The sequence below is a fragment of the Cupriavidus pauculus genome, assembly GCF_008801835.1.
Lineage (GTDB): Bacteria > Pseudomonadota > Gammaproteobacteria > Burkholderiales > Burkholderiaceae > Cupriavidus > Cupriavidus pauculus.
Genome location: NZ_VZOW01000014.1, coordinates 97,973 through 121,969, shown reverse-complemented (window position 1 = coordinate 121,969; position 23,997 = coordinate 97,973). Strand labels below are relative to the sequence as shown.

Annotated in this window: 19 protein-coding genes and 1 pseudogene; 10 read left to right on the top strand and 10 right to left on the bottom strand. The window is 65.3% G+C overall.

All coding sequences use genetic code 11. The annotated features are described in order from the left end of the window. The first annotated feature begins 5 nt into the window (after positions 1 to 5). The 5 genes from F7R19_RS16155 to F7R19_RS16135 all read left to right on the top strand — a co-directional run bounded on the left by F7R19_RS16155 (position 6) and on the right by F7R19_RS16135 (position 5,943). On the top strand, positions 6 to 1,658 hold the full coding sequence (locus tag F7R19_RS16155; protein ID WP_150981241.1) for an AMP-binding protein: 1,653 nt from the start codon (positions 6 to 8) through the stop codon (positions 1,656 to 1,658). A gap of 155 nt (positions 1,659 to 1,813) precedes the next feature. Further along, positions 1,814 to 2,884: a Bug family tripartite tricarboxylate transporter substrate binding protein gene (locus F7R19_RS16150; RefSeq protein ID WP_223506040.1), complete on the top strand. Its 1,071-nt coding sequence runs from the start codon at positions 1,814 to 1,816 to the stop codon at positions 2,882 to 2,884. 115 nt (positions 2,885 to 2,999) lie between these two features. Then, positions 3,000 to 3,791 (top strand): enoyl-CoA hydratase/isomerase family protein, encoded by a 792-nt coding sequence (locus tag F7R19_RS16145; protein ID WP_150981240.1) that lies wholly within the window; start codon positions 3,000 to 3,002, stop codon positions 3,789 to 3,791. Positions 3,792 to 3,797: 6 nt separating this feature from the next. Next, the gene (locus F7R19_RS16140; protein WP_223506042.1) at positions 3,798 to 4,772 is read left to right on the top strand and encodes an IclR family transcriptional regulator; all 975 of its coding nucleotides are present in this window, start codon (positions 3,798 to 3,800) and stop codon (positions 4,770 to 4,772) included. Positions 4,773 to 4,992: 220 nt separating this feature from the next. After that, a complete protein-coding gene (locus tag F7R19_RS16135) occupies positions 4,993 to 5,943 on the top strand; it encodes a helix-turn-helix transcriptional regulator (protein ID WP_170292598.1) in 951 nt (316 codons plus the stop codon). Here F7R19_RS16135 and F7R19_RS16130 read toward each other — a convergent pair. Next, a complete protein-coding gene (locus tag F7R19_RS16130) occupies positions 5,886 to 6,698 on the bottom strand; it encodes a hypothetical protein (protein ID WP_150981238.1) in 813 nt (270 codons plus the stop codon). The genes F7R19_RS16135 and F7R19_RS16130 overlap by 58 nt on opposite strands. Positions 6,699 to 6,945: 247 nt before the next feature. Between F7R19_RS16130 and F7R19_RS16125 the strand changes: the two genes are divergently transcribed. Further along, positions 6,946 to 7,878: a hypothetical protein gene (locus tag F7R19_RS16125; RefSeq protein ID WP_061958809.1), complete on the top strand. Its 933-nt coding sequence runs from the start codon at positions 6,946 to 6,948 to the stop codon at positions 7,876 to 7,878. Between the two features lie 17 nt (positions 7,879 to 7,895). After that, positions 7,896 to 8,714: a hypothetical protein gene (locus tag F7R19_RS16120; RefSeq protein ID WP_150981237.1), complete on the top strand. Its 819-nt coding sequence runs from the start codon at positions 7,896 to 7,898 to the stop codon at positions 8,712 to 8,714. On the opposite strand, the gene F7R19_RS16115 is transcribed toward F7R19_RS16120, so the two are convergent. After that, positions 8,678 to 9,043 (bottom strand): hypothetical protein, encoded by a 366-nt coding sequence (locus F7R19_RS16115; protein ID WP_150981236.1) that lies wholly within the window; start codon positions 9,041 to 9,043, stop codon positions 8,678 to 8,680. The two genes, F7R19_RS16120 and F7R19_RS16115, sit on opposite strands and share 37 nt — an antisense overlap. Before the next feature lie 94 nt (positions 9,044 to 9,137). Here F7R19_RS16115 and F7R19_RS16110 point away from each other — a divergent pair, with 94 nt between their 5' ends. Next, entirely contained in the window at positions 9,138 to 10,271 is a 1,134-nt protein-coding gene (locus F7R19_RS16110; RefSeq protein WP_150981235.1) for a hypothetical protein, read from the top strand. Between the two features lie 90 nt (positions 10,272 to 10,361). Here F7R19_RS16110 and F7R19_RS16105 read toward each other — a convergent pair whose 3' ends face one another. Further along, positions 10,362 to 11,351 (bottom strand): NADPH:quinone reductase, encoded by a 990-nt coding sequence (locus F7R19_RS16105; protein ID WP_150981234.1) that lies wholly within the window; start codon positions 11,349 to 11,351, stop codon positions 10,362 to 10,364. A 114-nt stretch (positions 11,352 to 11,465) separates the two neighbouring features. Here F7R19_RS16105 and F7R19_RS16100 point away from each other — a divergent pair, with 114 nt between their 5' ends. Next, the gene (locus tag F7R19_RS16100) at positions 11,466 to 11,813 is read left to right on the top strand and encodes a winged helix-turn-helix transcriptional regulator (RefSeq protein ID WP_061958805.1); all 348 of its coding nucleotides are present in this window, start codon (positions 11,466 to 11,468) and stop codon (positions 11,811 to 11,813) included. Positions 11,814 to 11,917: 104 nt separating this feature from the next. Here F7R19_RS16100 and F7R19_RS30195 read toward each other — a convergent pair. The 3 genes and pseudogenes from F7R19_RS30195 to F7R19_RS16085 all read right to left on the bottom strand — a co-directional run. Then, positions 11,918 to 12,037, bottom strand: a pseudogene (locus tag F7R19_RS30195) (transcription initiation protein); the annotation flags it as partial. 94 nt (positions 12,038 to 12,131) lie between these two features. Further along, complete coding sequence (locus F7R19_RS16090) at positions 12,132 to 14,246, bottom strand: LamG-like jellyroll fold domain-containing protein (protein ID WP_150981233.1); 2,115 nt, start codon at positions 14,244 to 14,246, stop codon at positions 12,132 to 12,134. Positions 14,247 to 14,459: 213 nt separating this feature from the next. Beyond that, on the bottom strand, positions 14,460 to 15,356 hold the full coding sequence (locus F7R19_RS16085; protein WP_150981232.1) for a LysR family transcriptional regulator ArgP: 897 nt from the start codon (positions 15,354 to 15,356) through the stop codon (positions 14,460 to 14,462). Positions 15,357 to 15,457: 101 nt separating this feature from the next. Between F7R19_RS16085 and F7R19_RS16080 the strand changes: the two genes are divergently transcribed. Next, positions 15,458 to 16,075 carry a LysE/ArgO family amino acid transporter gene (locus F7R19_RS16080; RefSeq protein WP_061958803.1) on the top strand — a complete coding sequence of 206 codons (618 nt, stop codon included), beginning with the start codon at positions 15,458 to 15,460 and terminating at the stop codon, positions 16,073 to 16,075. Positions 16,076 to 16,209: 134 nt separating this feature from the next. Here F7R19_RS16080 and poxB read toward each other — a convergent pair whose 3' ends face one another. The 4 genes from poxB to F7R19_RS16060 all read right to left on the bottom strand — a co-directional run bounded on the left by poxB (position 16,210) and on the right by F7R19_RS16060 (position 23,883). Continuing rightward, positions 16,210 to 17,937 (bottom strand): ubiquinone-dependent pyruvate dehydrogenase, encoded by a 1,728-nt coding sequence (gene poxB / locus F7R19_RS16075; protein ID WP_150981231.1) that lies wholly within the window; start codon positions 17,935 to 17,937, stop codon positions 16,210 to 16,212. A 164-nt stretch (positions 17,938 to 18,101) separates the two neighbouring features. Next, positions 18,102 to 19,505, bottom strand: coding sequence for an efflux transporter outer membrane subunit (locus F7R19_RS16070; RefSeq protein WP_150981230.1), 1,404 nt, complete (start codon positions 19,503 to 19,505; stop codon positions 18,102 to 18,104). Continuing rightward, a complete protein-coding gene (locus tag F7R19_RS16065) occupies positions 19,502 to 20,689 on the bottom strand; it encodes an efflux RND transporter periplasmic adaptor subunit (protein ID WP_150981229.1) in 1,188 nt (395 codons plus the stop codon). The genes F7R19_RS16070 and F7R19_RS16065 overlap by 4 nt, the downstream gene beginning before the upstream one ends. Next, on the bottom strand, positions 20,686 to 23,883 hold the full coding sequence (locus F7R19_RS16060; RefSeq protein WP_150981228.1) for an efflux RND transporter permease subunit: 3,198 nt from the start codon (positions 23,881 to 23,883) through the stop codon (positions 20,686 to 20,688). Before F7R19_RS16060 ends, F7R19_RS16065 begins: the two co-directional genes overlap by 4 nt. Positions 23,884 to 23,997 lie beyond the last annotated feature (114 nt).

Sequence of the window (23,997 nt, the reverse complement as noted above, 5' to 3'; positions counted from 1 at the left end):
ACTCCATGACGAATACCGTGAATCCCTCTTCTCCCGATGACTGCGCTGATGGCGTGGCGCAGCACATTGATATCGATCCCGTTGGCGACGAGACCATTTCGGCGCTCCTTGCCCGCCGTGCCCGCGAAACGCCAGAGCATGTCTATTGTTATTTCGGCGAGACCGCTCTGACCGTGGCGGAGCTCGATCGCAAGGTCAACCAGGTGGCGAACGGGCTGAGTGCACGTGGCTTGCAGCCCGGCGACCGCGTGGCGTTGATGCTGCCCAGCCATCCCGATCACATCGTCGCAATCTTTGCCTTGGCGCGGCTCGGGCTGGTGCGCGTGCCAGTGAACGTGCACCTGCGTGGCGCGGCGCTGGAGCACCTGTTCGAGCAGTTTGCCCCGCATGGCTTGGTGGCCGATGCCGAGTACGCGGCGGAAGTGGCGTCGCTGGGCGGCAGGATCGACGCTTGCACCGTGATCTGGCGCGGCGAGCATGAGGGCCAGGACGAGTTCGGCGCGTTTGCCGAACTCTCCGCTGAGCCGCCAGCACTCGGCGCCGATGCGGTGCCCACCGCCGACACTATTCTTGCGCTCACCCCGAGTTCTGGCACCACCGGCGCGCCGAAGGGCGTGCTGAAGTCCGATCGCACGCTGCGGGCCGGCCCGATGGGCATTCTGCGATTGACGGGTGCGCAGCCCAATGACGTGTTCCTGCTCTGGGAGTCTCTGCACCACGGCGCCGGCGTGGCCGTGATCATTTCCGCTCTCATCGGGCGCACCACGCTGGCCATGGTCGAACGCTTCAGCGCATCGCGTTTCTGGGACGACGTGCGGCGCCACGGCGTGACGCATATCCATTACCTGGGCAGCGTCGTGCCGATGCTTCTCAAGCAGCCGCCGCGCGACAACGATCGCGAGCACAAGGTCAAGGTGGCGTGGGGCGGCGGCTGTCCGCCCGAACTGTGGTCGGCGTTCTCGCAGCGCTTCGCCGTGGAGATGCGTGAAGGCTACGGGCTCTCGGAGATGATCACCTTCGTGACGGTCAACCCGGCCGGCCCGGCTGGATCGGTGGGCAAGCCGCTCGACTACTTCGACGTGGATCTCACCGACGACGAGGGCCGCAGCGTGCCGGTGGGCGAACCCGGGGAAATCGTTGTCCGCGCGCGGGTGCCGGGGCTGGAGTTCCTGGGCTACTTCCGCAACCCCGAGGCGCAGGCAACGGCAATGCGCGGCGACTGGTTCTGTACCGGCGATCTGGCCCGGCGCGACGAAAAGGGCTTCCTGTATTTCGCCGGCCGAAAGAAGGACACGGTGCGCCGGCGTGGCATCAATATTTCCGCGTGGGAAGTGGAGCGCGTCATCGGCGAGCATCCCGACGTGGAGGAGTGCGCGCTGGTGGGCGTGCCAAGCGACCTGGGCGAGGACGAACTGAAGATCTTCATCCGCCCGCGCAGCGATGCGCCAGGCGTGGCGCGTGTGCTGGATCCGATGGCGCTGGTCCAGTGGTGCGAGACGCGCATGCCGTACTTCCAGATTCCGCGCTACATCGCTTTCATCGACGAGTTTCCGAAGACGCCGACCCAGCGCATCCAGAAGAAGCTGCTGTCGCGCGACCTGACCGGTGTTTGGGACCTGGAACAGACCGGATACAAGATCGGCAAGAAGACGTCCTGACTGCGCCAGCTAGACGCTGCACAACCGCACATAAGAAACAGGGGCGATGGCCGCAGACGAACTGGACAGTCGTCTGCAGCCATACAAACCCGTAGGGCCCGCTGCCAGGCCAGCACAACACCAAGTGGTCGGCGCCTGATGACGCTGGCTGGTGATTGACGATCGTTCATTTCAACGATCAATACAAAGTGAGTAGCAAAATGCTTTCGCTCGCATGCAGTTCTTTTGCCGCCGGGGTGACCCGGACTACCCGTGCCGTTGCGTTGTCGACCGCTGCGCTGTTCGGCGCGGTCGCGAGTCCGGGGCAGGCGCTGGCACAACCGGCGTGGCCCGATAAGCCGATCAGCTTCGTGGTGCCGTATTCCGCGGGTGGCGCGGTGGATGTGGTGGGCCGCGCGCTAGGCCAAAAGTTGTCGGAGGGGCTGGGCAAGCCAGTGGTGGTGGATAACAAGCCCGGCTTCTCCGGCAACATTGGCGCCCAGCAAGTGGCCAAGGCCCCGGCCGATGGCTATACGTTGCTGATGGCGGCGCTAACCTCGTATTCGATCAACGCCACGCTTCTCCAGGCGAGCAACGGCTATAGCCTCCTGAGCGATTTCACGCCGGTCGCCGTGGTGGGCAACCTGCCGATCGTGCTCCTGGTGAATAGTTCGTTGCCAGTCGGGAGTGTTCATGAGCTGATCAAACTGGCGGCGTCCAAGCCCGGGCAGATCGCGTTTGGTTCTTCTGGCAATGGCTCGATCGAGCACGTGGCCGCTGAAATGTTCAAGCGCCAGGCGAAAGTTGATTTGTTGCACGTCCCTTATAAGGGCGCTGCGCCGGCCATTGCCGACCTTCTCGGCGGACAGATCCAGGTGATGTTCGCCACGGCGCCGACCGCCATCAGTGCGCTGCGGTCCGGCAAGCTCAAGGCACTGGCGGTCGCCACGCCGCGCCGCGTCGGCGTACTGCCTGACGTGCCCACCGCCACCGAGGCGGGGCTCAAGGACTTCGAAGTGCCGTCGACCTATGGCGTGCTGGTCCGGACCGGCACACCAAAGAGCATCATCACGCGAATGAATGCCGAGTTACAGAAGTCGTTGCAGATGCCGGACGTGAAGACGCGTTTCCAAGCGCAAGGCATCGACATCGTCATGACAACGCCGGAGGAGGCCGAACTCCGGGTGCGTGGCGAGGTGGCCAAATGGGCAAAGGTCATCCAGGAAACGCACATCACCGCGCAATGAGGCGAGCGGATGCGGCCGGACGGCATCCGGTCGCGTTTGTCTGCGCTGCCGGCCTATAGTGCAGGAAAGAACCAACATCAGCCGCTGCGCAGCGGCTGTTTCAGGAATCATAGTTATGCCTTCCGAAATTCTCGTCGAGCGTCGCGACAGCGGTCGCATCGCAATCGTTACCATCAACCGGCCGCATCGTCGTAATGCGTGTGACCTGGCCGCATGGACCGACCTGCGCGACACGTTCACGGCCTTTGCGAGTGATTCAGTGATACGCCTCGTCGTACTCACCGGCGCAGAAGGGCAGTTTTGTGCGGGCCACGACATCATCGCGTTTCGCGAAGCGATGGCTGATCCGGCAACTGCCGATGCATATCGTGCGGTGATTCAGCAAGCCTATGCGGCAGTGCAGGCAACGCCGGTACCCGTCGTGGCCGCGGTCCGTGGCAATTGCGTGGGCGGCGGCCTAAGTCTGGCAATGTGCTGCGATTTCCGTGTCGGCGACTCCAGCGTGCGCGCTGGCGTGCCGGTGGCAAAGCTCGGCCTGATGTACCCGACGATCCAATTGACGCGTCTGACGCATCTGGTCGGCCTGAGCACGGCACGGCGCTGGTTATATACGGGGGACTTGATCGGCGCCGCCGAGGCCCACGCTGCAGGGTTTCTGGACGCTTTGCTGAGTGACGACGTGGACGTCATCGCTGGCGCCATCGGCTATGGAGCCGCCATGATGGAAAGCGCACCGCTATCCATTGCCGGCATCAAGCTGCAACTGAACGCCATTGCCGCAGGGAAGCTGGAGGCGGCTGAAGAGGCGATTGCCGAAGCCACCCGACGGGCAGAGAGTAGCGAAGACTATCGCAATGCGACGGCTGCGTTCGCACAGAAACGCAAGCCGGTGTTTGCAGGACGCTGACGTGCCATGATCGAGGAAATGGTTCACCGGGAGAACAAGATGCCAGGCAACGATAAAATGCCGGATACATCCCCGAATCGAACCACTTTCCTCAGCGGGCTCATGGCCAAGAAAATCAACACCCAGCAAGTCGGTGCAGCGTCCGACGCAACGCCGGACGCGCCACAGGTATCGGCTGACGTACCTTCGCCGGCGGACTCCAAACTCTATGTGACGGCGGTGGAACGCGCGCTGAAGGTACTGATGGCGTTTGATGCCTCTCGACGCCATTTGTCCCTCTCGCAGATATCGGCGCTCACCGGGCTGGACATCAGCGCGATCCAACGCTTTGCCTTTACGCTCACGTCGCTCGGCTATCTTCGCCGGGATGAAGGGACCAAAAAATACGAGTTGTCGCCGCGGTTGCTGGACTTTGCATACCACTACGTCGCCTCGAACGAGATGCTCGAGAGAGCGCTCCCCTACGTGCAGCAACTCGCCCTGGACACGGAAGAAGCTACCAACCTGAGCGTTCTGGACGAAGCCGACGTGGTGTTCGTGTCCCGAATTGTCAGTCGCCATGTGCTATCCCGCAATTTCCAGGTTGGCTCGCGTATGCCCGCGTTCTGTACTGCGCCGGGATTGGCAATGCTCTCGACGTTAGCCGATGGCGACGTGGCAGATATTTTGCGCAAGTCTCAACTTGTGCAATACACACGCCTCACCGTGACGCAGCCCGAGGAGATTCTGGCTCGCTTATGCGCCATTCGCGAGCGCGGATACGCGTTCACCCAGGAGGAATACCTTCTGGGCGACCACTCCGTAGCGGCTGCAGTGGTCGATCGCAGCGGCGTCGCGCATGCCGCGATCAACATTGCTGTAGCCAAACCGCGTTGGCACGGTGCCGACGATGAGCGGCGCTTTGCCGACTTGGTTATTGCCGCCTCCGCGGCAATTTCGGGACAGCAGACGCCCTTGGCGGCGTTGCGCCAGGAGCGGTAATTCGGGTCGCTTGTGGCCGCACCCGCCACGGTGGGATAGACACGAAGGTCTGTCGTCGCCTAAATTGGTCGCCCCGCATTTTTCCCCGCTAACCATGCCGTTGGGCGATTTTGACTACTTGGTGTTGAAGGTGCTTCGGTCGCATGCCGGACGGTGGCAGCGGTCGGGCGATCTGGTGCGAGAGGTCATCGCGCGAGAGGCTTCCGCGTATCCGAAAAAGGTGACCCGCTCTTTTCTGAAGCTGGAAGTCCAGCAGTTGGCGCAGCGCCGTGGCGAAGACACCAATCGCGAATGGCGTGCCATGTCGACTGGCGCGGTCAACAAGGATGCGCTGCGGCCGCCGGTGGACCTGGCCGTGGCACTGCTGAAATTGAGGCAACTGGCCAACGCGCATATGCCTGCCACGGTTGCCGATGGCCTGACGGACTACTTCGACGGCGCCGTGCGCGTGTTGGAAGAGAGCGCGGCGGCGACGCGGCTGACGGCGGCACGGGCGTGGATGGACAAGACGACACGGCTCGATGGCCGCTATCCGCTGATCGCGCCGCAGGTTCGCGCAGGCGTACTCGATGCCGTACTCGACGCGCTCTATCGGGATGGTTGCATCGAGATTCACTATCAAAATGGCCGGACATCCACCTTGGAGCCCCGGCAGTTCACCGTTCTGCCACTGGCGCTGGTGGAAAAAGGCCCGGTCCTGTATCTGGTAGCCGACCGCCCGCGCACCGAAGGCGGCACCAAGCGGCACCTGTTGCGCATGGACCGGATTCACGCCGTGGCGGCATGCGACGCCGTGCTGGCACGCGACGCGGCATTTTCGCTCGATGCATACGTCAGAGAAGAACGGACTTTCGAGTTCTTCTCCGAACCACCCGTGAAGCTGGTCTTGCGCGTGCGCGAGGAGGGTGGCTTCGTCAGCCCGTTCCGGGAACTGAAGTTCTCGGAAGACCAGGTAATCACCGATATGGTCGGCGGCTTCATGCTGGAAGCCACCGTCACACCGTCGGTTTCGCTGAGCAATTTGCTGCTGGAACGCGCTGACGCGGTCGAGGTGGTAGCGCCAGCCGCCCTGCGCGCCGATATTGCAAGGCGGCTGCGACGCGCGCTCGAAGCCTACGGCCATGCGGATTCGTCCACTGGCGCTGACATCGAGAGGTCCGGCCCAGGGTAAGACAACAGCACGTCAGCTTCAGTATCGGCAAGCTGCGAACGCAATAGCTGCAATGGCGTACTGCCCGATGGAAGTTCCAGCTCGACTTGCGGTGCAACGCCGATGCTGACACCCGACACCGCCGCATATCCGTCGCGCTGGGCACTGTCGATCAACGTCTTCACGCTTGATGCCAGCATCGCAGGGCACGCAGCAACGACGCGATGCAGGCACGCCAGCGCGTTGCGCGACGCCAGCGCTGCAAGCCGCTCAGCCCGGGCATCCGCATCGACATCGTTTGTATTCACGATGGCCGCGCCGGCAAGGATGCGGGCGGCCGTCACGAGATTGCGGGGGCCGGACGCGATCCAGTGTCCCGCGCGCACCGTTGGCAAATCCCGGGCTCTGCCCTTCGCCAGGACGATGGCGGCAATGCCTTGCTCGCGCGCCATGCGCAGCGCGTCGACGGGGCCCAGGAGATTCCACGGCGCCTGCAGAGACGGTCCGGCCAGGCCGTCCACGTCGACCATATGCACGATCAGGTCAGCGGGCGCACCATCCTCATGGTCAGACCAGACGACACGGGGATCGGCGGCATTGAGCGTATCGACCATCGCGCGAAGCATGTCGCTCGCCATGCCCCAGCGCTGGAGCGACAGCCGGATTGCCGGCAATTGGCCCACGACGCCGGCCTGCCCGGCGTCGTCCAATGTGGCTGCGCGGGAGAGAGATTCGGCGGAACTCGCGCGGCTGTCTTGAAGCGAAAGTTGTGGCATGGCTCGGGTCTCATCGGTTGCGATGTGCCGAGTCTTGCGCCGCAGGTGGACGAACGGTGTCCAGTACGGCGTGGGCTCGAACTGGACAGCGAGTGTCCAGTTCGCCGGCTAGGCTGAGGCCCGATTTGCCGGATCCAAGACCGCATACCCCACCAACGGGTGCTACAGAGTGGCGCGTCGCGGTCGATAGGGAGAGGTTAGGGCGACGCCTTGCCGGAGCCCCGTGGTAATGCATCAGGAGAGACCGATGAGCTGGTGGGATAGCATCAAGGACAACACGTCCCGCGCGCTGGGAAAGGCCGCGAACTTCGTAACGGGCGGGTATCAGGACCGCAAGAAGAGCGAACGCATCGTGCGGTACTCGCAGAATGAAGCGGATGAGGCGAGGGAGCGTATCGAGGCGTGCCGCGTGTCGTCGCAGGCAACGCTGGACACGCTCGGGCAGCTCCGCGTCGAGGTCTACCACACCACCGTGAAGGAATTCGTCTCGCTCTATGAGCGGCTGGCAAGTGTGTCGGCCAGGGACTTCCACGGTCTGGATGAGACGGTCGATACCCACCGGATCGGCACCGACGTGCGCGAGCTGAAAGCCGTCAGCGGGCATGTCGAGAGCATGCTCGTCGGCGGCAGCGCAGGGGCGGTGGGCGGTGCCACGCTGGCCGCCGGCGCCTGGGGGCTGGCCGGCATGGTCGGCACTGCCTCGACGGGCACTGCCATCGGCACGCTGAGCGGTGCGGCGGCCACCAATGCCACGCTCGCGTGGTTGGGCGGAGGTGCCGCATCGGCTGGCGGGCTTGGCATGGCCGGCGGCGCAGCCGTGCTCGGTGGCATCGCACTGGTGCCGGCGGCAATCTTTGCGATGTACTTTGGCCATAACAAGGCGAAGGTTCAGCTCGACGAGGCCCGCAATTTCCGCGACGAAGTCGAAGTATTCGTCGAGGAGGTCAACACAATGGTCAGTCAGATGTCGAAGGTGACCGAAGCTGCCGAACTGATGATCGACGTGATTCGCGCGCTGGACACCGTGGTGCGCGGCCAGAACGCACGCATGCATGCCGCCATCTCACTCACGGGCCAGCGCGCGGCGGCGCTCCAGAACGCGCTCGATATCGAAATCGTCGATGCCGCCGGCAAGCTCGTGCCGGACGCCCTCGACGGATTCCGCACGCTTGCCGCCTGACTCGCCAAATTTCCATCATGTCGAATTTCAAATTCTCAAGCTTCCTGCGCTTTGGGTCTGATCTGCGCGCGGCCAGCCGCGCCCGCCAGCAAGACGCGGCACAACACATCAAGGCGACGCGCGCGCGTATCGCGCAAGCCGGCAAAGCGGCCGCCGAAGCGCTACGGCAGATCGATGCCACCAGGGCGGCGCTCTTCGAACGATCGATCGTGCCGATTCAGGCGCTGCGTCGCGGCAGCATTGTGATGACCGCCACCGCGCCGGCGATGGGTCAGGCAGAGCGCTTCCTGGCCGCCGCGCCGGTCGCGCCCGAGATCCCGTCCCTGCGATCGGCCAGCGTGGGTGTCGCCGCGTCGGTGCTTGGCGCGGCAGGCGTTGCAGCGGCAGCGATTGCTTTGATGCCGTCCGCGGGCGTTGTTTTGCCAGTCGCCGTGGCAGGCGTCGGTGCCCTGTTGTGCTCGATGGGCGTGGCATATCGCGTGGCGCACGCCAATGCGCAAACGATTGATGGCTTTGCCGCACAGGTGGGCGACTTCGGCGTGGCCGCGGATCGGTTCGCGGCGCAAGCGCATGCTATCGAGACCGGCGCCGACGACGCGCGCAGGGCGCTCGAAGCGCTGGCCAGTGAGGCCGATGCTTCCGTCACGCAACTGGAACCTGTGGTCATGGAGGCTGCCAATGCGGCCGTGCTGCTGCGCGGCGTGCTGGAGACGGCTTTGCTGGATGGCGAAGGTGCGCTGGTGCCAAATATCATGGCGCAGCTTGGCGGCCACAGGCAGGCCATCGAGACGTTTGACCATCAGACGGCGGCAACGCCGGTACTGTCCGCCGCATGAGCCAGCCGTCCGTTCCTTTCCCGGCTGTGCGGGACATTTGCGATAGGCCGGATGAAGATATCCGCGACGCAGCGGGCGCGACGATGGTGGCGCAGCAGACCATCGCCATCATGATCGAGCGATTCGGCCGCGCGACCGCCGAGCACTACGGCAGTCACGCCGATTTGTCCAAGATCGCCGGCCATCGGGTCAATCCAGACTATCGCGATCAGAACCTGCGGCAGCAGGCAGGCTTCTCGGCAGAGGTCAAGCAAGTGGCGCGGCAGAATGCGGAATCGATTGCTGCGCGCGATGGCCGGCGCATCATCCGGACGGATGACCTGGGACACGTCAACCATCCGGTGGCCGACATCGTCGCCGTGGACCCGCACACCGGGGGCGCCGCAACTGAACCCGGACGGCACCTTTGCGGATGGCGCCCAGATGAAGGTCCACAAGGACCTGAAGAAGTACCGGCAGTTGTACGGCGAGAACTTCGAGAAGTACCGGAGCGTCGATCTGGTGCTGCCGCCCGATCAGTTCGATGCAGTGATGGCGGACTGGGACGCGCAGGTAAAGTCGCTCGAAAAGCAACGCGACAAGCTGGCTGGCAACGGCAACGCCGAGGTTGCCGCGCAGAAGCAGCAACAGATCGACGCGATCGAGGACGCCCGGCGTCGCGCGCGCAAATCGGATGTCACCACCGCCGACGCGATGGAGGCACGCACTGCACCAACCACCAGCGTGGCGCGCGACGTGCTCGATTTGTCGCATCGCGCCGGTCTGGAAGCCGCAGCGCAGGGGGCCATGATCGGTGGCACGTTCAGCGTGGTCCGGAACACGTACCAGGTGGTGCGCGCCGACAAGGACATCCGCGAGGCCGCTGCCGACGTGGCCATCGACACCGGCAAGGCGGCGCTGGGCGCTTACGCCGTCGGCGCGTCGTCCACGGCTTTGGCCGGGGCCATGCAGAATGCCGGCAACCAGCTCGTGCGCAACATGGGTCGCTCCAATGCGCCGGCGGTCATCGTGCAATCGGCGGCGATGCTCGCCACGGCGTTCTACCGCATGCTCGACGACGATCTGCCGCCCAGCGAGTTTGCCGCGCATGTCAGTCGCGAAGGCGTGCTGCTGGCGACTTCGATGACGGGCTCCAATCTCGGCGCCATGGTTGGAACGCTGGTGATGCCGGGCGTGGGCACGCTGGTGGGCGGACTGGTCGGTGGCATGGTGGCAACGATGCTAAGCGGCAGCCTCTATGCGGAGTTGCAGCGTTCCGCGCGTTCCGTTGCGCTGTCCGAACTGAAGCGGCAGCAGACCGCGGCCATGTGCAGTGCACTGATCGCACAACATCGGCAGTATCGCGCCGACATGAACGCGATGTTCGACACCTGGTTTGCCGAAAGCCGCGAACGAATCGGCGCCGGTTTCCAGTCCATGTCGGACGCGCTGGTCGCGGGACGCAGCATCCATGACGGGCTGGGGCAGGTGGCATCGGCAATGGGATTGACGCTCCGGTTTGCGGACAGCGATGCATTCGGCGAGCACCTGCGCAGCGGTAGGCCGTTGGTAATTTGAGCCGGGCAGCGTGGTCGGAAGGCGCTCAAGCACGCCGTGCCGACCGATCGTCCTCCTTTATGCCGAAAACCCTCAGTGATTCAATCTGAGTCAGCCGCGCGGCGTAACAATGATCTTGCCGATGACCCGCCCGGATTCCTGAGCTTCGTGCGCCTCGACGATGCGCTCCAGCGGCAGGCGCAGGCCTATCGTGGGCGCATAGGCCCCGTCCGCCAGGCATTGCCCGATCGCGGACACAGCGGCGAGCTTGGCGGCCGCTGGCACCGTATAGATGTAGACAAAGCGGAATGCGCTGCCTGCGATCATGGCGCGCAGCAGCGGAAGGGGCAGATGGTCTGACGCCGTCTGCACGGCATAGGCGCTGATGACACCGCCATGCGCCAGACACTGCAGGTCGATCTCGAAGTTGTCCTGCAGGCTGACATCGACGATGCGGTCGACACCTCGCATGTCGGTTTCCGACCTTACGATCTTGGCAACGTCCTGTGACCATCGGTCGATGACGATATCCGCGCCCGCACGTCGCGCAGCTTCCGCCTGGGCCGGTGAAGAAACGGTGGTGGCGACCCAGGCGCCCGCCCATTTCGCCAACAGGATGGCTGCCGTACCGACGGCCCCCGCTCCACCGTGGACGAGCACCGCGCGGCCCTTCAACTCGCCGTCGGCGAAAAGGCAGCGATGCGCAGTGAGTGCCGGAACGCCCAGACAGGCCCCCACTTCGAACGAGCAGTTGTCAGGCAAGGCAATGGCCTGCTGCGTCGGCACGATCGCATATTCTGCGGCCGTGCCGAAGGCGCGCTGATATTGCGCTTCATATAGCCATACCCGTTCGCCAATGCGCGTGGCTGCAACCCCGGCTCCGACCGCGTCGATTACACCTGCTCCATCCTGATGCGGAATCACCAATGGAAATTTGGCCGGGCCGGAGAAACCGGTGCGCGCCTTGATGTCGCTAGGATTCACACCGGACGCATGGATCCGCACGCGGACCTCGCCCGGCGCCGGCTGCGGATCGGGAAATTCGCCAAGCCTCAGTACCTCCGAAGCCTTGCCCTGACGCTCGTAATATGCGGCCCTCATCGATCTGACTCCCTGCTTGCAATGAAAGCACCACTATCGGCAGGCAGGGGCTTTTGTACAAGTAGGCACATCTTTGGTATATAGGGATACAAAGTATCCTATTGGGAGCAAACATTGACTTCTTCGGCTACCACGTATCAATGCTCAGTCGCCGCAACGGTAGACGTTGCGGGAGGGAAATGGAAACCGCTGATCGTGCATTACCTGCTGGATGGCACCAAGCGGTTTGGCGAGTTGCGGCAGTTGATTGGAACCGTGACGCAGCGCTCGCTGACGCTGCAACTGCGCGAACTCGAGGCGGACGGCATCATTACCCGCAAGGTGTTTGCCGAGGTGCCGCCCCGGGTCGAATACTCGTTGACCGAGTTTGGGAAGACGCTGGCGCCCGTGCTGAAAGCGATGAAAAAATGGGGAGACGCCTATATCGATCGCCTGGAGGCTCGACCATCGGGACGCCGCTGACGGTCAATCGCCGAGTCAGGGTGTCAACCGGCCATCGCGATCGATGTGAGCGATGTGGTCGATGCGGTCGATGCGGTCGATGCGGTCGATGCGGTCACTGCCCGTCAGCTTTCCGGGTCATATCCAAACTCCCGGAGTTCCTGTGCGCAGCGGCAAGCGTTGGCGATCTTTGCCGCCCACTGAATGGCGGCTTCGCGCGATGCAAGCTCCAGCACACAGAAGCCTGACGCTGGCGCGCGCCGCCACGCAATGTCGCATGGCGGCGCGGACCATCCAGCGCTGTTATGCCGCGCGGCGTTGGCGCTCAAGCGCCGTGGTTCAGGCGCGGCGTGCCGTCAGCCATTTGTCCGACGTGAGCGGTTCCGTGCAGATGCGCACTTCGCCGATCTGGCCGAGAAAGCCGTTTGACGGAACGTTGGCATAGACGCCGCCGCCCACGAAGAAGCGGCTGGTGGCGCCGACGGTGGCAATGCCGCGCGTATTGGACGTGTTGCGCAGCACCGGAGCGCCTTCCACATACATCACCGTCTCGTTGGTCGACGGATCGTTGACCACGGCGACGTGGACCCATTTTTCGACGATGATCTCGCCGGACCAGCTCGCGGCAGGGTTCTTGGCGCCGGCCGTGCTTGGCGTCACTTCCCATTGCACTTCGCGCAGGCTGGAGATGGCGAAGATCAGCGGGCTTTCGTCGCCGTCGCCGCTGCCAAAGCCCGCCACCGCGCTGCGCTGGCCTTCGCGCTCCATGATGTTCATCCATGCGTTGTTGGCTGCCGTCCACGATGCCGGCACCTTGATGAACGCTTCCACGGTGTAGCCGCTGTCGAACGTCATCGCATTCAGTGCCGCGGTGGTCTGGGTCGTGAAGTAACTCATGCGCTGCGGACTATTCGTCGAATTGGCGAACTTCACGCTGCCGGGCGCAGCCGACAGGTAGTGATGATCGTTCGACCACGTCAGGTCGCCCAACTGGGCCGCGCCGCCGTTGGCCAGCGCCTCGCGCGTCAGCGGATTGGCACCGGTTACGTCGGCGATCACTTGGCCTACCGGCACGGCCGCACCGTCGGCGCCGCCGAAGAAGCGCCAGTGCGCCACGGTGGACGCCACCTGCGGGTAGTCGTTGGCGTCGGCGGCGGCCTTCTTGTCGGCCACGTTCGGCTCGGTGTAGTTGGCCAGGATCGCGGCCTTGGCGCGATCGTTGATCGGATCGTTGCCGGCCGGGGGCACAGCGAAATCGGGGTTGAAGCGTGCAAAACGCTTGCGGAAATCGAAGGAAAACTCGAACTGATGGTTCTTGTCGGTCAGCACCGCCACGTCGAACTCGTTCAGTGTCTCCGCAGGCTTTTGCGGCACCCACGGCGAGAACGAGATGACTTTAATCTTGCTGTTGGTCAGGTCGAATTCGTACAGGCGCATCAGGCCGTTGCCGCCCATGTACGCCATCTGGTAGTCGACCACCATTTCCTCGACCGGGTTGCCGAAGTCGTTGGTCTTGGTGAGATGCGCCGCGCCATGGTAGTGGCCGTTCAGCGTCATGAAGATCTGGTCGTTATCCCTGATCAGCTTGTCCCACAGCATCAGCCCATACGGCACTTCCAGCGGGCTCACGCCGTCCGGGCCGATGTTGAGCAACTGGTGCGTGGATAGGATGACCGGCACCTTCGGGAAGCGCTTGAGCACCCCGCGCGCCCACGCGATGGCGGCGTCGGACGCGCGCCACGACATCGACAGGACCATGAAGCGGTTACCGTCCACCTCGAAGAAATGGTACTCATGGAAGCCCGACGGATCGCGCCCGCCGAAGGTGGCCTGACGCTGCGCGCGAGTGGTCGTAAAAGTCTTCAGATACGGCTCGTTGGCCAGGTTGCGCTGCGCGTCGGTGTTCGACGCCTGGCTGCTTGCGTCGACGTAGTCCACATCCGAGATCACGTCGTGGTTGCCCGCCAGAATCGAATACGGCGCGCGGGCGGCCTCCATGACTTGCATGGCCTCGTCAGCGATCTGCCATTGCAGCGGCTTGCCTTGCTGATCCACTACATCGCCGAGGTGAATGGTGAAGGGAATGCGCAGCGCGGCGGCGTTCTGCGTGATCCACTTGGTCTGCGCCAGGAACGGCGTGGAGCCGTACTTGCGTTGGAACTGCAGGTTCTCGTCGGTGGTGGCGTAGCGCGAATAGAACTGCGTGTCCGGCAGCACGGCGAGCGCGAAACTCGATACCTTGGCCGACGGCGCGCCGCCCCCGGGCGTAGCGCCGGGCGTCGTGGCCGGCGAGCTGGCGCCATCGTCGCCGCCGCCGCACGCGGCCAGCAGCGCCGAGCTGCCGAGCGACAGGCCAAGGCCCGCTCTGAGCAGCAGGCGGCGCTGGCGGTCTGGAATGCCTTCGAGGCTGGCAATATCGATGTTGGCTGGTTTGCCCGATGTTTTGTTTTGCATTTCCACTTCCCCGTTGTCCCACGAAAAGTTCGGGATTCTGGGGCGCGCCCGTGACAGCGTGTTGATCGAACTGTGACGGTTCGAAGTCGCGGGAGAGAAGGGGCAATGGCGCGGCATGCGACCGGCCAGTTGGATATCGGCGTTGCTCTTTGCCGGACTCTTGTAAAGCGCCTGATGCCCGCAGCGGTTGCCTTTTTGAGATCGATTGACCCTTTACTCGACCAACGCCACGGCAGCGGCCGCCTGTAAGGCGCGGGTGATGTGCTGCAGCGTGCTGGAACGCACGGCGGCGTGTTGCCAGTACAGGGGCACATCGAGCCATCGTGCGGGTTCGAGGACCACGATACGTCTGGCGCGCAGCGCGGGTTCGATCAGGGTCTCGGGTGCCAGGCACCAGCCCAGGCCGAGCGCAGCGGCCTCGACAAAGCCGGTGGACGTGGGTAGGTAATGAACCGGCGGCTTGATGCGTGCGCGCGTGATGCGCCGCATGAATCGCCATTGCAGTTCGTCCTTGCGGTTGAACACGATCATCGGCGCGTGGGACAGCGCAGTCGCCTCCATGCCGTCGCCGAAATGACTTGCTGCAAATGCCGGAGAGGCGATGGCGCGATAACGCAAAGCGCCCAGCGCGTGGGACTCGCAACCTTGCAGCGGCTCTGCCTGGGCGGTGACGGCGCCCAGGACCGCGCCGGCGCGAAGAAATTCGAGCGTGTGGTCCTGGTCGTCAACGCGCAGGTCGAACAGGAAGCCATGTTCACGATGCAGCGTAGCCAGTGCCGCTAGCAGCCAGGTTGCCAGCGAGTCGTCATTGACTGCAATGGCGACCGGGCGCGCCAGCGTCGTGCCGTTCTTTTCGGGAAGAAAATCGGCCAGCGCTTCGGCTTGCAGCGCCTGCATGGGTCGGACGCGCCGCAACAGCAGTTCGCCCGCGGGCGTGGGGCGGCATGGCGTCTGACGCACGACGAGTACCTGCCCCAGCCGCTCTTCCAGCGCCTTGATGCGCTGGGACACTGCCGATGGCGTGACGGAGAGCATCCGCGCGGCGGCCTCGAAGCTGCCTTCCTCGATCACCACGGCAAAGGCCGCCAGTTGCGGATGGATCAGGTCCATTTTTTGCCCATTAGTTTTACTTCAGTGGATTCAGAAATATTAGCTTTTCTTTTGTGGATGGGATAGGGCACCATGCGGGCTTTTCCATTGCGAGACTTTCCATGTTTGCTGCTGCCGCGTCTGCCGGCTTCATGACAGGTGCCGGACTCATCATCGCCATTGGTGCGCAGAACGCATTTGTGCTGCGACAGGGCCTGCAGCGCAGAAACGTCGGCCTTGTCGTCGCGGTTTGCTCGCTCGGCGATATCGCGCTGATACTTTGTGGTGTCGCGGGCATCGGCGCGTTGGTACAGGCGTGGCCGGGGATGTTGGAGACTTTGCGGTTTGGCGGTGCGGCGTTTCTGGGCTGGTATGGTTTCCAGGCGGCACGGCGGGCGTGGCGTGGAACGGGCGGGCTGGCACCGAGCCAGGGCGACGAATCAAAGTGGTCGCGCGTGTTGCTTGCCTGTCTTGCCTTTACCTTCCTGAACCCGCACGTCTACCTCGACACCATGGTGCTGGTCGGCAGCCTTTCCACGCGGTACACGGGAATGGTGCGCTGGGCGTTCGGACTGGGCGCCTGTGCGGCCAGCCTCTTGTGGTTCTCCACGCTCGGCTACAGCGCCCGCCTGCTGGTGCCGGTGTTTCGCAAGCCGATGGCATGGCGCGTGCTCGATGCGGTCATTGCGCTGTTCATGCTGGTGCTGTGCGTGACGCTGCTGCGCCATCCGCTTTCCTGATTTGCGGCCCGTGGCCCGATACATGGCGCCAGGTCGCGCAGCCCGGTTCGATCGTTGGCTTCGTGAAACACAGCAGACCGGCTCCTGCGGTCAGCCCACAAAGCCCCTTGCCTGATCGGCAAGGGGCGTCCGCTCTAGCGCAGCAGGTTGGTGCGAGCCAGTTCCACCAGCTCGTCGGCGCGGCCGTTCATCACCGCCTTCATCGCCCATACGCTGAAACCTTTGACCTGCTCGGCCTTGAGCTTCGGCGGCATCGCCAGTTCCTGGGTGTTGGTCACCACGTCGAGCAATGCGGGGCCGTCATGAGCCAGCATGCCGTCGATGGCCTGGGGCAGCGCCAGCGGGTCTTCCACGCGCTCGGCATGCACGCCCGCCGCGCGCGCCATCGCCGCGAAATCGGGATTCTCCAGCGCCGTGCCCGATTCCAGAAAGCCGGACGCCTTCATTTCCAGCGCCACGAAGCCGAGCACGCTGTTGTTGAAGATCACCACCTTGATCGGCAAGCGCTGCTGCACCAGCGTCAGGAAATCTCCCATCAGCATGGCAAAGCCGCCGTCGCCGGAAAACGTGATGACCTGGCGGCCCGGAAATGCGCATTGCGCGCCGATGGCCTGCGGCAGGGCGTTGGCCATCGAGCCATGGGACAGCGATCCGATCATGCGCCGCCGCCCGTTCATGCGAAGGTAGCGCGCCGCCCAGATAGTCGTCGTGCCGACGTCGAACGTGAATACTGCGTCGTCCGATGCCTTGTCGCTCAGCAAGCGGGCCAGGTACTGCGGATGGATCGGCCGGCGGCCGCTGTCGCCGGTGGCCAGTTCGTCCAGTTGCCCGCGCGCGCTATGGTAGTGGCGCAATGCGGTGTTCAGGTGAGCGTCGTCTTGCTGCGGCGAAAGCCGGGGCTGAAGCTTGTCGAGCGTGGCGGCGATGTCCCCAACCACACCCATGTCCAGCCGCGTCCTGCGGCCCAGGTTTTCCGGCCTGACGTCGATCTGCACGATCGTGGCGTTCTCGGGATAGAACTGTCGATAGGGAAAATCGGTGCCCAGCATGACCAGGGTGTCGCAGCTCTCCATCGCGTGATAGCCGGAACTGAAGCCGATCAGCCCCGTCATTCCCACGTCGCACGGATTGTCGTACTCGACGTATTCCTTGCCGCCCAGCGCGTGCACCACAGGCGCCTTCAAGGTCTGCGCCAGGCGAACCACCTGGTCGTGGGCCCCGGCGCAACCGCGGCCGCACAGCAGCGTGGTCTTGCGGCTGCTGGCCAGCAGGCTGGCCAGCGCATCGAGCTGCGCGTCGGTCGGCGTCACGACCGGCGCGGCGAGCGTCAGCGATGCCGGTGCCGAGATCGCGGCAGCGGCTTGCCTGAGCGCCACGTCGCCCGGGATCACCACCACCGCGACGCCGCGCCGGCCAATCGCTGTACGGATGGCGGTCTCCAGCACGCCCGGCAATTGCTCGACGCTGGTCACCAGCTCGCAGTAATGGCTGCATTCGCGGAACAACTGATCCGGATGCGTTTCCTGAAAATAGCCCCGGCCGATCTCGGCGCTGGGGATATGGGCGGCAATCGCCAGCACCGGCACGCGCGACCGATGACAGTCGAACAGGCCGTTGATCAGGTGAAGATTGCCGGGACCGCAGCTTCCGGCGCATACAGCCAGGTTGCCGGTCAGGTGAGCCTCGGCGCCGGCCGCGAATGCCGCGGTCTCCTCATGGCGCGTGTGAATCCATTCGATGTCCTTGTGCCGGCGCAGCGATTCTGTGATGCCGTTGAGGCTGTCGCCGACGACGCCATAAATTCGCCTGACGCCGACGCCGTCAAGCACACTGGTGATCAGATCTGCCGCGGTTGTCGCCATGGAATATCTCCTGGTGGGAAATGGACGTAGGGTTTGGTGCGCCCAGGATGGTAGCTATCAGACTAGATCCCGCCGGGCCGCCTGTCTTGCTTCGGCGCCCGACGTTTTTCGGTTGGCACGTTCGGGCGCGCTCCGCCTGCACAATGATAGGCGCGGCGAATGTGTCAGGCGGGATCCCCTGCGCCATCCCATCCGCCGCCAAGCGCCCGGAACAACGCGACGCTGGCTGCGAGCTGGCGTCGATGCACGGCCTCCAGGGCACGCGCATCGTTAAGCGCGGCGGCTTGCACCACGTTGACGTCGAGATAGGTGGCGGCGCCTTTGCGATACCGTTCGGTGGCCTGCTGCAGCGCGCGGCCGGACGCCGCCACCGCGGCCTGCTGGCTGCGCGCCTCGTCGTCGAGGATCCGCAGTGCAGCGTAGTTGTCTTCCACATCCTGCACGGCCTTGAGCACGGTCTCGCGGTAGTCGGCCGCGCTGGCGTCGAACTGCGCATGCGCGCTGTCCACGCCGGCCTGGCGCTTGCCGCCGTCGAAGATCGTTGCGGCCAGGGCCGGCCCCACGGCCCAGAAACGGCTTGGCGCCGTCAGCCACCCGGCTAAACCCGAGCTTTCGAGTCCGCCAGTGAGATTCAACACCAGCGTCGGGAAGAATGCCGCGCGCGCCACGCCGATTTGCGCATTGGCTGCCGCCACGCGGCGCTCCGCCGCAGCGATATCGGGGCGGCGTTGCAGCAGCATCGCCGGCACGGCGGCCGGCGCGGCAGGTAGCGCGATCGTCGCATCGGCACGGGTGGATTCGCCAGGCAGCTCGAAAGTGCTGGCGGGCTCGCCTGCCAGCGTCGCCAGCGCATGCAGCAACTGCGCGCGGGCCAGCCGCAGATCGGCCAATTGGGCGCGCGTGCTTTCCACCTGGGCCTGTGCCTGCGCGACGTCGCCTTCGGCGGCAATGCCGCCGCGGTAGCGGTTGGTCACCAGTTGCAGCACCGATTCGTAGGCGTCCACGGTCTGCTGCAGCAGCGCCGCCTCGCGATCGAGCGAGCGGATGCCGAAGTAGTCGATCGCGGCTTCTGCCTGCAGGCTGAGGCGCACTGCGGCCACGTCGTCGGCGCTGGCCTGGACGCGATCCTCGGCGGCATCGACGTTATTGCCGATGCGGCCGAACAGGTCGGGCTCCCATGTGGCGCCCAGGCCGATGAGGTGATCGGGCGTGGTCTTGCCGGCCAGCGAATGGCCTTTCACATTGGCCGACAAGTGCGTGCTGCTGACGCTGGCCGTGGCGCCGATAGTCGGAAAGTAGTCGGCCCGCGCCGCGCTGACCTGCGCGCGGGCGTCGCGCAGCAGCGCCATCGACTTCAGTACGTTCTGGTTCGATGCGCCGATGCGGGTCAGCAGCGCGTCGAGCGTCGCGTCGTGGTAAGCGCGCCACCAGTCCGGCGCGATGGCGTCAGCGCCCACGCCGTGGCTTTCGCGGTAGGCGGCCGGCATCGGCATCGCGGGAGGCTGATAGGGCACGCTGGCGCAGCCGGCCAGCCACGCGCAGGCCAGAATCGCGGCGGCGCGCTTCATGCCGGGCCTCCGTTCGACGCGGCGGCCACCTGCACCGCCATGCCGGTCACGATGCCGTCGCCCGGATTGACCACGACCCGCTCATTGCCCGTCAGCCCGGCCAGTACTTCGACGTGCGAGCCAAAATCGCGGCCGAGATCGACGTGACGCAGCGTCAGCCGGTTGTCCGCGCCCACCACGGCCACCATCGGGCCACCAGCCGGGAACATCAGCGTGCTGGCCGGCAGGTCCAGCGCGGCCTGCGCGCTGCCGATGCGCAGATGCGCCTGCGCGTAGGCGCCGGGCAGGATGTGCCCGTCCTGGCTGTCGACGTCGAGCTCGACGCGCAGGCTCCGCGTGACCGGATCGATGGCGCCGGCGGTGCGCGCCACGGTTGCGGGATAGCGTTGACCCGGCGCTTGCGGCAGCGTCAGCCAGGCCTGCGTGCCGGGCCCGAGCGTTGCGTCGGCGTCGTCCTGCGGCACCTGCACATAGACGCGCAGCCGCGTGCCGGCCGAGAGATGGAACAGCTCGCGACCCTGGCCCGGCGCGCTGCCGGCATCGACCAGCGCGCCGGTATCGACATTGCGCGCCGTGATCACACCATCGAACGGCGCGTGAATCTCGGTGTAGCGCTGCAGTTGCGCAAGCCGCGACGTATTCGATCGGGCTGCGGCCAGTGCCGCTGCCTTGGCATGCATGTCGGCCACTTTCTGATCGGTCTCCTGTTGCGCCACGGAATGGGTGGCCTGCAGGTCCAGCCAGCGTTGGGCCGTGCTGCTGGCCAGTTGCCAGTTGGCGGCGGCCGTGGCCTCGTCGGCGCGCGCCTGGCGCAGTTGGTCGGCCACTTCGGGGGCGTCGATGATCGCCAGCAACTGGCCGGCCTTCACGCGCGCGCCGATGTCGACGTACCAGCGACGCAGATAGCCACTGACGCGCGCGTGGATCGCGGCGTCCTCATAGGCGTGCACGTCGGCCGGCAGGACGATCTCGTGCGCGGCCGTCGCGGCGTGCGGCAGCACCACGCGCACGATGGGCGTCTGCGCGGCCTGCGCACGTTGCTGCAGCACGGCGCGGCTTTGCCAGCGCGGTACAACGCCGGCGGTCAGCGCCAGCGCCATGCACAGGCCGGCCGCTGCCAGCATGGCCAGGCGTGCATTGCGGTGCGGCGCGACGGTCTCGATGTCGGGTTCGGTGGGTTTCATGCCAGGCTTTCGTGAGGGATCGGATGGTTGTCGGAGTGGGCGCGCCGGGCCATCCAGCCATGCAGCGCGGCAAAAAAGACCGGCACCAGCACCAGCGTGGCGATCGTGCCGAATGCCAGGCCGCCGATCACGGTGCGGCCCAGCGGTGCGTTCTGGGCCCCGGCGCCGCCGGACCCGAGCGCCATCGGCACCATGCCGAACAGCATGGCCAGCGCCGTCATCGCAACCGGACGAAAGCGGCTGAAGCCGGCTTCCCATGCGGCATCGCGCGGGGATTTGCCGGTGGCCAGGCCGTCGCGCGCGTGGCTGATCACGAGAATGCTGTTGGCGGTGGCGATCCCCACGCAGATGATGGCGCCGGTGAGTGCCGGGACGCTGATCGTGGTGTCCGTGGCAAACAGGATCCACGCCATGCCCGCGAGCGCCACTGGCAGTGCGCCGACGATCGCCAGCGGATCGAGCCACGACTGGAAGTTCACCACCATCAGCAGGTACACCAGCACGATCGCGGCCGCCAGTCCGGTCAGCAGTCCGGCAAAAGATGCGTGCATGGTCTGCACCTGGCCGCGCACCACGATGTCCGACCCGGCAGGCAACTGCGTGCGCGCCTGGTCGACAATGTGCTGCACGTCGGCCGCCACTGCGCCCAGATCGCGGCCACGCACCGCGCCGAACAGATCCAGCACGGGCTGGACGTTGTAGTGCGACACCACGCCCTGCTGGCTAGCTCGCACGATGGTGCCGAACTGCCCAAGCTGACCGGCACCGCCCTGCAGCGCCGTGTCGGCGCCGAGCCCCAGCGGAATGCTGGACAGCGTCTGCAGCGAGTTCATCGCGTACTGCGGCACCGAAACCGCCAGCGGATAACTGACGCCGTTCCTGGGATCGAGCCAGAAATTCGGCGCGGTCTGGCCGCTGCCGGATAGCGCAATCAGCAGGTTCTGCGCCACCTCGCGCTGCGAAAGCCCGGCCTGCAGGGCGCGGGTGCGGTCCACCTCGACGGTCAGCGCCGGCTGGTCCGCCGGCTGCTGCAGGTGCAGATCCGCCAGGCCCGGCACGCCGGCCAGCTTGCGCAGCAACTGATCGGCCACCTTGCGGTTGCCAGCCAGGTCTTTGCCCACGATCTGGATGTCGATCGGCGCGGGCAGGCCGAAATTGAGAATCTGGCTGACCATGTCCGCCGGCAGGAACGAGAAGCTCACGCCCGGGAAGTCCTTGCGCAACGCCGCGTCGAGCTGTTCGATCAGCACGCCCGAACGCTCGGCGCCCGGCTTCAGCGACACCAGAATCTCGGCGTCTGCGGTGCCGATCGGCAGCGCCGCGTCATAGGTGAGGTTGATGCCGCTGACCGGCAGGCCGATGTTGTCGACGATGCCGGCCACGTAATCGGGCCCCGCCACGCGCCGGATCTCGCCTTCGACCCCATCGGCAATGCGCGCGGTTTCCTCGATGCGCGTGCCGGTGCGCACGCGCATGTGCAGCCGGATCTCGTTGCCATCGACGGCGGGGAAGAAATCCTGCCCGAGGAACGGCACCAGCGTCATCGATGCGGCGCAGGCGAGCGCAAACACCAGCATGGTGCGGCGCGGCATGGCCAGCGCCGCCGCCAGCAGGCGTGCATAGGCGGCGCGCACGCGTTCAAACGCGGCCTCGAAGCGCGCATGCGCCTGACCACACCAGCGCGCAATCGGGCCGGTGGCGGGACGCGCCGCTGCCTCGCCGCGCAGCAGGTAGTGCGCCAGCGTGGGGATCAGCGTGCGGGACAGGAAATAGGACGCCATCATCGCAAATACCACGGCCTCCGCCAGCGGTACGAACAGGTAGCGCGCCACGCCGCTGAGCAGGAACATCGGCAGGAACACGATGCAGATGCACATCGTCGACACCAGCGTGGGCAGCGCGATCTCGCCCGCCCCGTCGAGGATGGCCTGTTCCAGCGGCTTGCCCGTTTCACGATGGTGGGCAATGTTCTCGATTGCCACGGTGGCGTCGTCGACCAGCACCCCCACGGCGAGCGCCAGACCGCCCAGCGTCATGATGTTGAGGGTTTGGCCGAGCGCCGCGAGCGCGATCAGCGCGGCCAGCACCGACAACGGGATGGTGATCGCAATGATCAGCGTGGCGCGCCAGCTGCCGAGAAACAGCAGGATCATCGCCGCCGTCAGGCATGCGGCCACCAATGCCTCGTGCAGCACGCCATCGATGGCCGAGGTGACGAACACGGACTGGTCCGACAGCGGCTGCACCTGCAAGGACTTCGGCAGGCCGGCCAGGATGTGCGGCAACAGTGCGCGGATCTGCGCCACCACGGTGAGGGTGGACGCGCTGCCGGTCTTCTCGACCTCCAGCAGTGCCGCGCGCTTGCCGTCGTGTCGCACCACGTTGGTCTGCGGCGCGTAGCCGTCGCGCACCTGGGCCACATCGCGCACCAGCACCGTGCCGTCCGGGCCGCTGCGCACGGGCAGGTCGTTGAGTGCGGCCACGGTCTGCGTGCTGCCGTTGAGGTCCACGCGGTATTCGAGCGCGCCGATCTTGGCGGAGCCGCCGGGCAGCACCAGGTTTTGCGCGTTGATGGCGTTGACCACGTCCAGCGGGGCCAGGCCGCGTGCCTGCAGCGCCGGCATGTTCAGGTCCACCATCACCTGGCGCACCTTGCCGCCGTAGGGCAGCGGCACCGCAGCGCCCTGCACCGTGGCAAGCTGGGTGCGGATGAAGCTGTTGCCCAGGTCGTACAGCTGCTGCTCCGGCAACGTGTCGCTACCGAGCGCCAGCCGCAGGATCGGCACGGTCGACGCGTTGTAGCTCAGCACCAGCGGCGGCGTGGCGCCGGGCGGCATCTGCTTGAGGATCGATTGCGCGCCGGCCGTGGCTTGCGAAATCGCACGGTTGATGTCGGCGCCGGGATGGAAGAACACCTTGATCACCGCCACGCCGGGCAGCGATTGCGACTCGATGTGCTCGATGTTGTCGACGTCGGTGGTCAGCGACCGCTCGTAGCCGGTGACGATGCGCTGCGCCATGTCCTGTGCGGACAGGCCGTTGTAGCTCCACACCACGCTCACCACCGGGATGTCGATCGACGGAAAGATATCGGTCGGCATGCGCACGATGGCTACCGCGCCGCCCAGCAGGAGCAGGATGGCAAGGACGATGAAGGTATAGGGCCGGCGCAGGGCGAGCCTGACAATCCACATGCAATGTCTCCCGGCGCGTGGCGGCGCGGCAATCGGTTCAGGAATGAATGGCGATTCTAAAAAGCGGCCGCCCTGTGCAATCCGGTCAAAACGATTACAGTCTTGTCATCCATA

What these genes read in the sequence shown, in the direction of transcription:
- F7R19_RS16125 (WP_061958809.1), top strand. Translation starts at nt 6,946, where the DNA reads ATGAGCTGGTGGGATAGCATCAAGGACAACACGTCCCGCGCGCTGGGA.
- poxB (WP_150981231.1), bottom strand. Translation starts at nt 17,937, where the DNA reads ATGGCGACAACCGCGGCAGATCTGATCACCAGTGTGCTTGACGGCGTC.
- F7R19_RS16065 (WP_150981229.1), bottom strand. Translation starts at nt 20,689, where the DNA reads ATGAAACCCACCGAACCCGACATCGAGACCGTCGCGCCGCACCGCAAT.
- F7R19_RS16110 (WP_150981235.1), top strand. Translation starts at nt 9,138, where the DNA reads ATGAAGGTCCACAAGGACCTGAAGAAGTACCGGCAGTTGTACGGCGAG.
- F7R19_RS16085 (WP_150981232.1), bottom strand. Translation starts at nt 15,356, where the DNA reads ATGGACCTGATCCATCCGCAACTGGCGGCCTTTGCCGTGGTGATCGAG.
- F7R19_RS16120 (WP_150981237.1), top strand. Translation starts at nt 7,896, where the DNA reads ATGTCGAATTTCAAATTCTCAAGCTTCCTGCGCTTTGGGTCTGATCTG.
- F7R19_RS16060 (WP_150981228.1), bottom strand. Translation starts at nt 23,883, where the DNA reads ATGTGGATTGTCAGGCTCGCCCTGCGCCGGCCCTATACCTTCATCGTC.
- F7R19_RS16080 (WP_061958803.1), top strand. Translation starts at nt 15,458, where the DNA reads ATGTTTGCTGCTGCCGCGTCTGCCGGCTTCATGACAGGTGCCGGACTC.
- F7R19_RS16140 (WP_223506042.1), top strand. Translation starts at nt 3,798, where the DNA reads ATGATCGAGGAAATGGTTCACCGGGAGAACAAGATGCCAGGCAACGAT.
- F7R19_RS16130 (WP_150981238.1), bottom strand. Translation starts at nt 6,698, where the DNA reads ATGCCACAACTTTCGCTTCAAGACAGCCGCGCGAGTTCCGCCGAATCT.
- F7R19_RS16090 (WP_150981233.1), bottom strand. Translation starts at nt 14,246, where the DNA reads ATGCAAAACAAAACATCGGGCAAACCAGCCAACATCGATATTGCCAGC.
- F7R19_RS16105 (WP_150981234.1), bottom strand. Translation starts at nt 11,351, where the DNA reads ATGAGGGCCGCATATTACGAGCGTCAGGGCAAGGCTTCGGAGGTACTG.
- F7R19_RS16070 (WP_150981230.1), bottom strand. Translation starts at nt 19,505, where the DNA reads ATGAAGCGCGCCGCCGCGATTCTGGCCTGCGCGTGGCTGGCCGGCTGC.
- F7R19_RS16145 (WP_150981240.1), top strand. Translation starts at nt 3,000, where the DNA reads ATGCCTTCCGAAATTCTCGTCGAGCGTCGCGACAGCGGTCGCATCGCA.
- F7R19_RS16155 (WP_150981241.1), top strand. Translation starts at nt 6, where the DNA reads ATGACGAATACCGTGAATCCCTCTTCTCCCGATGACTGCGCTGATGGC.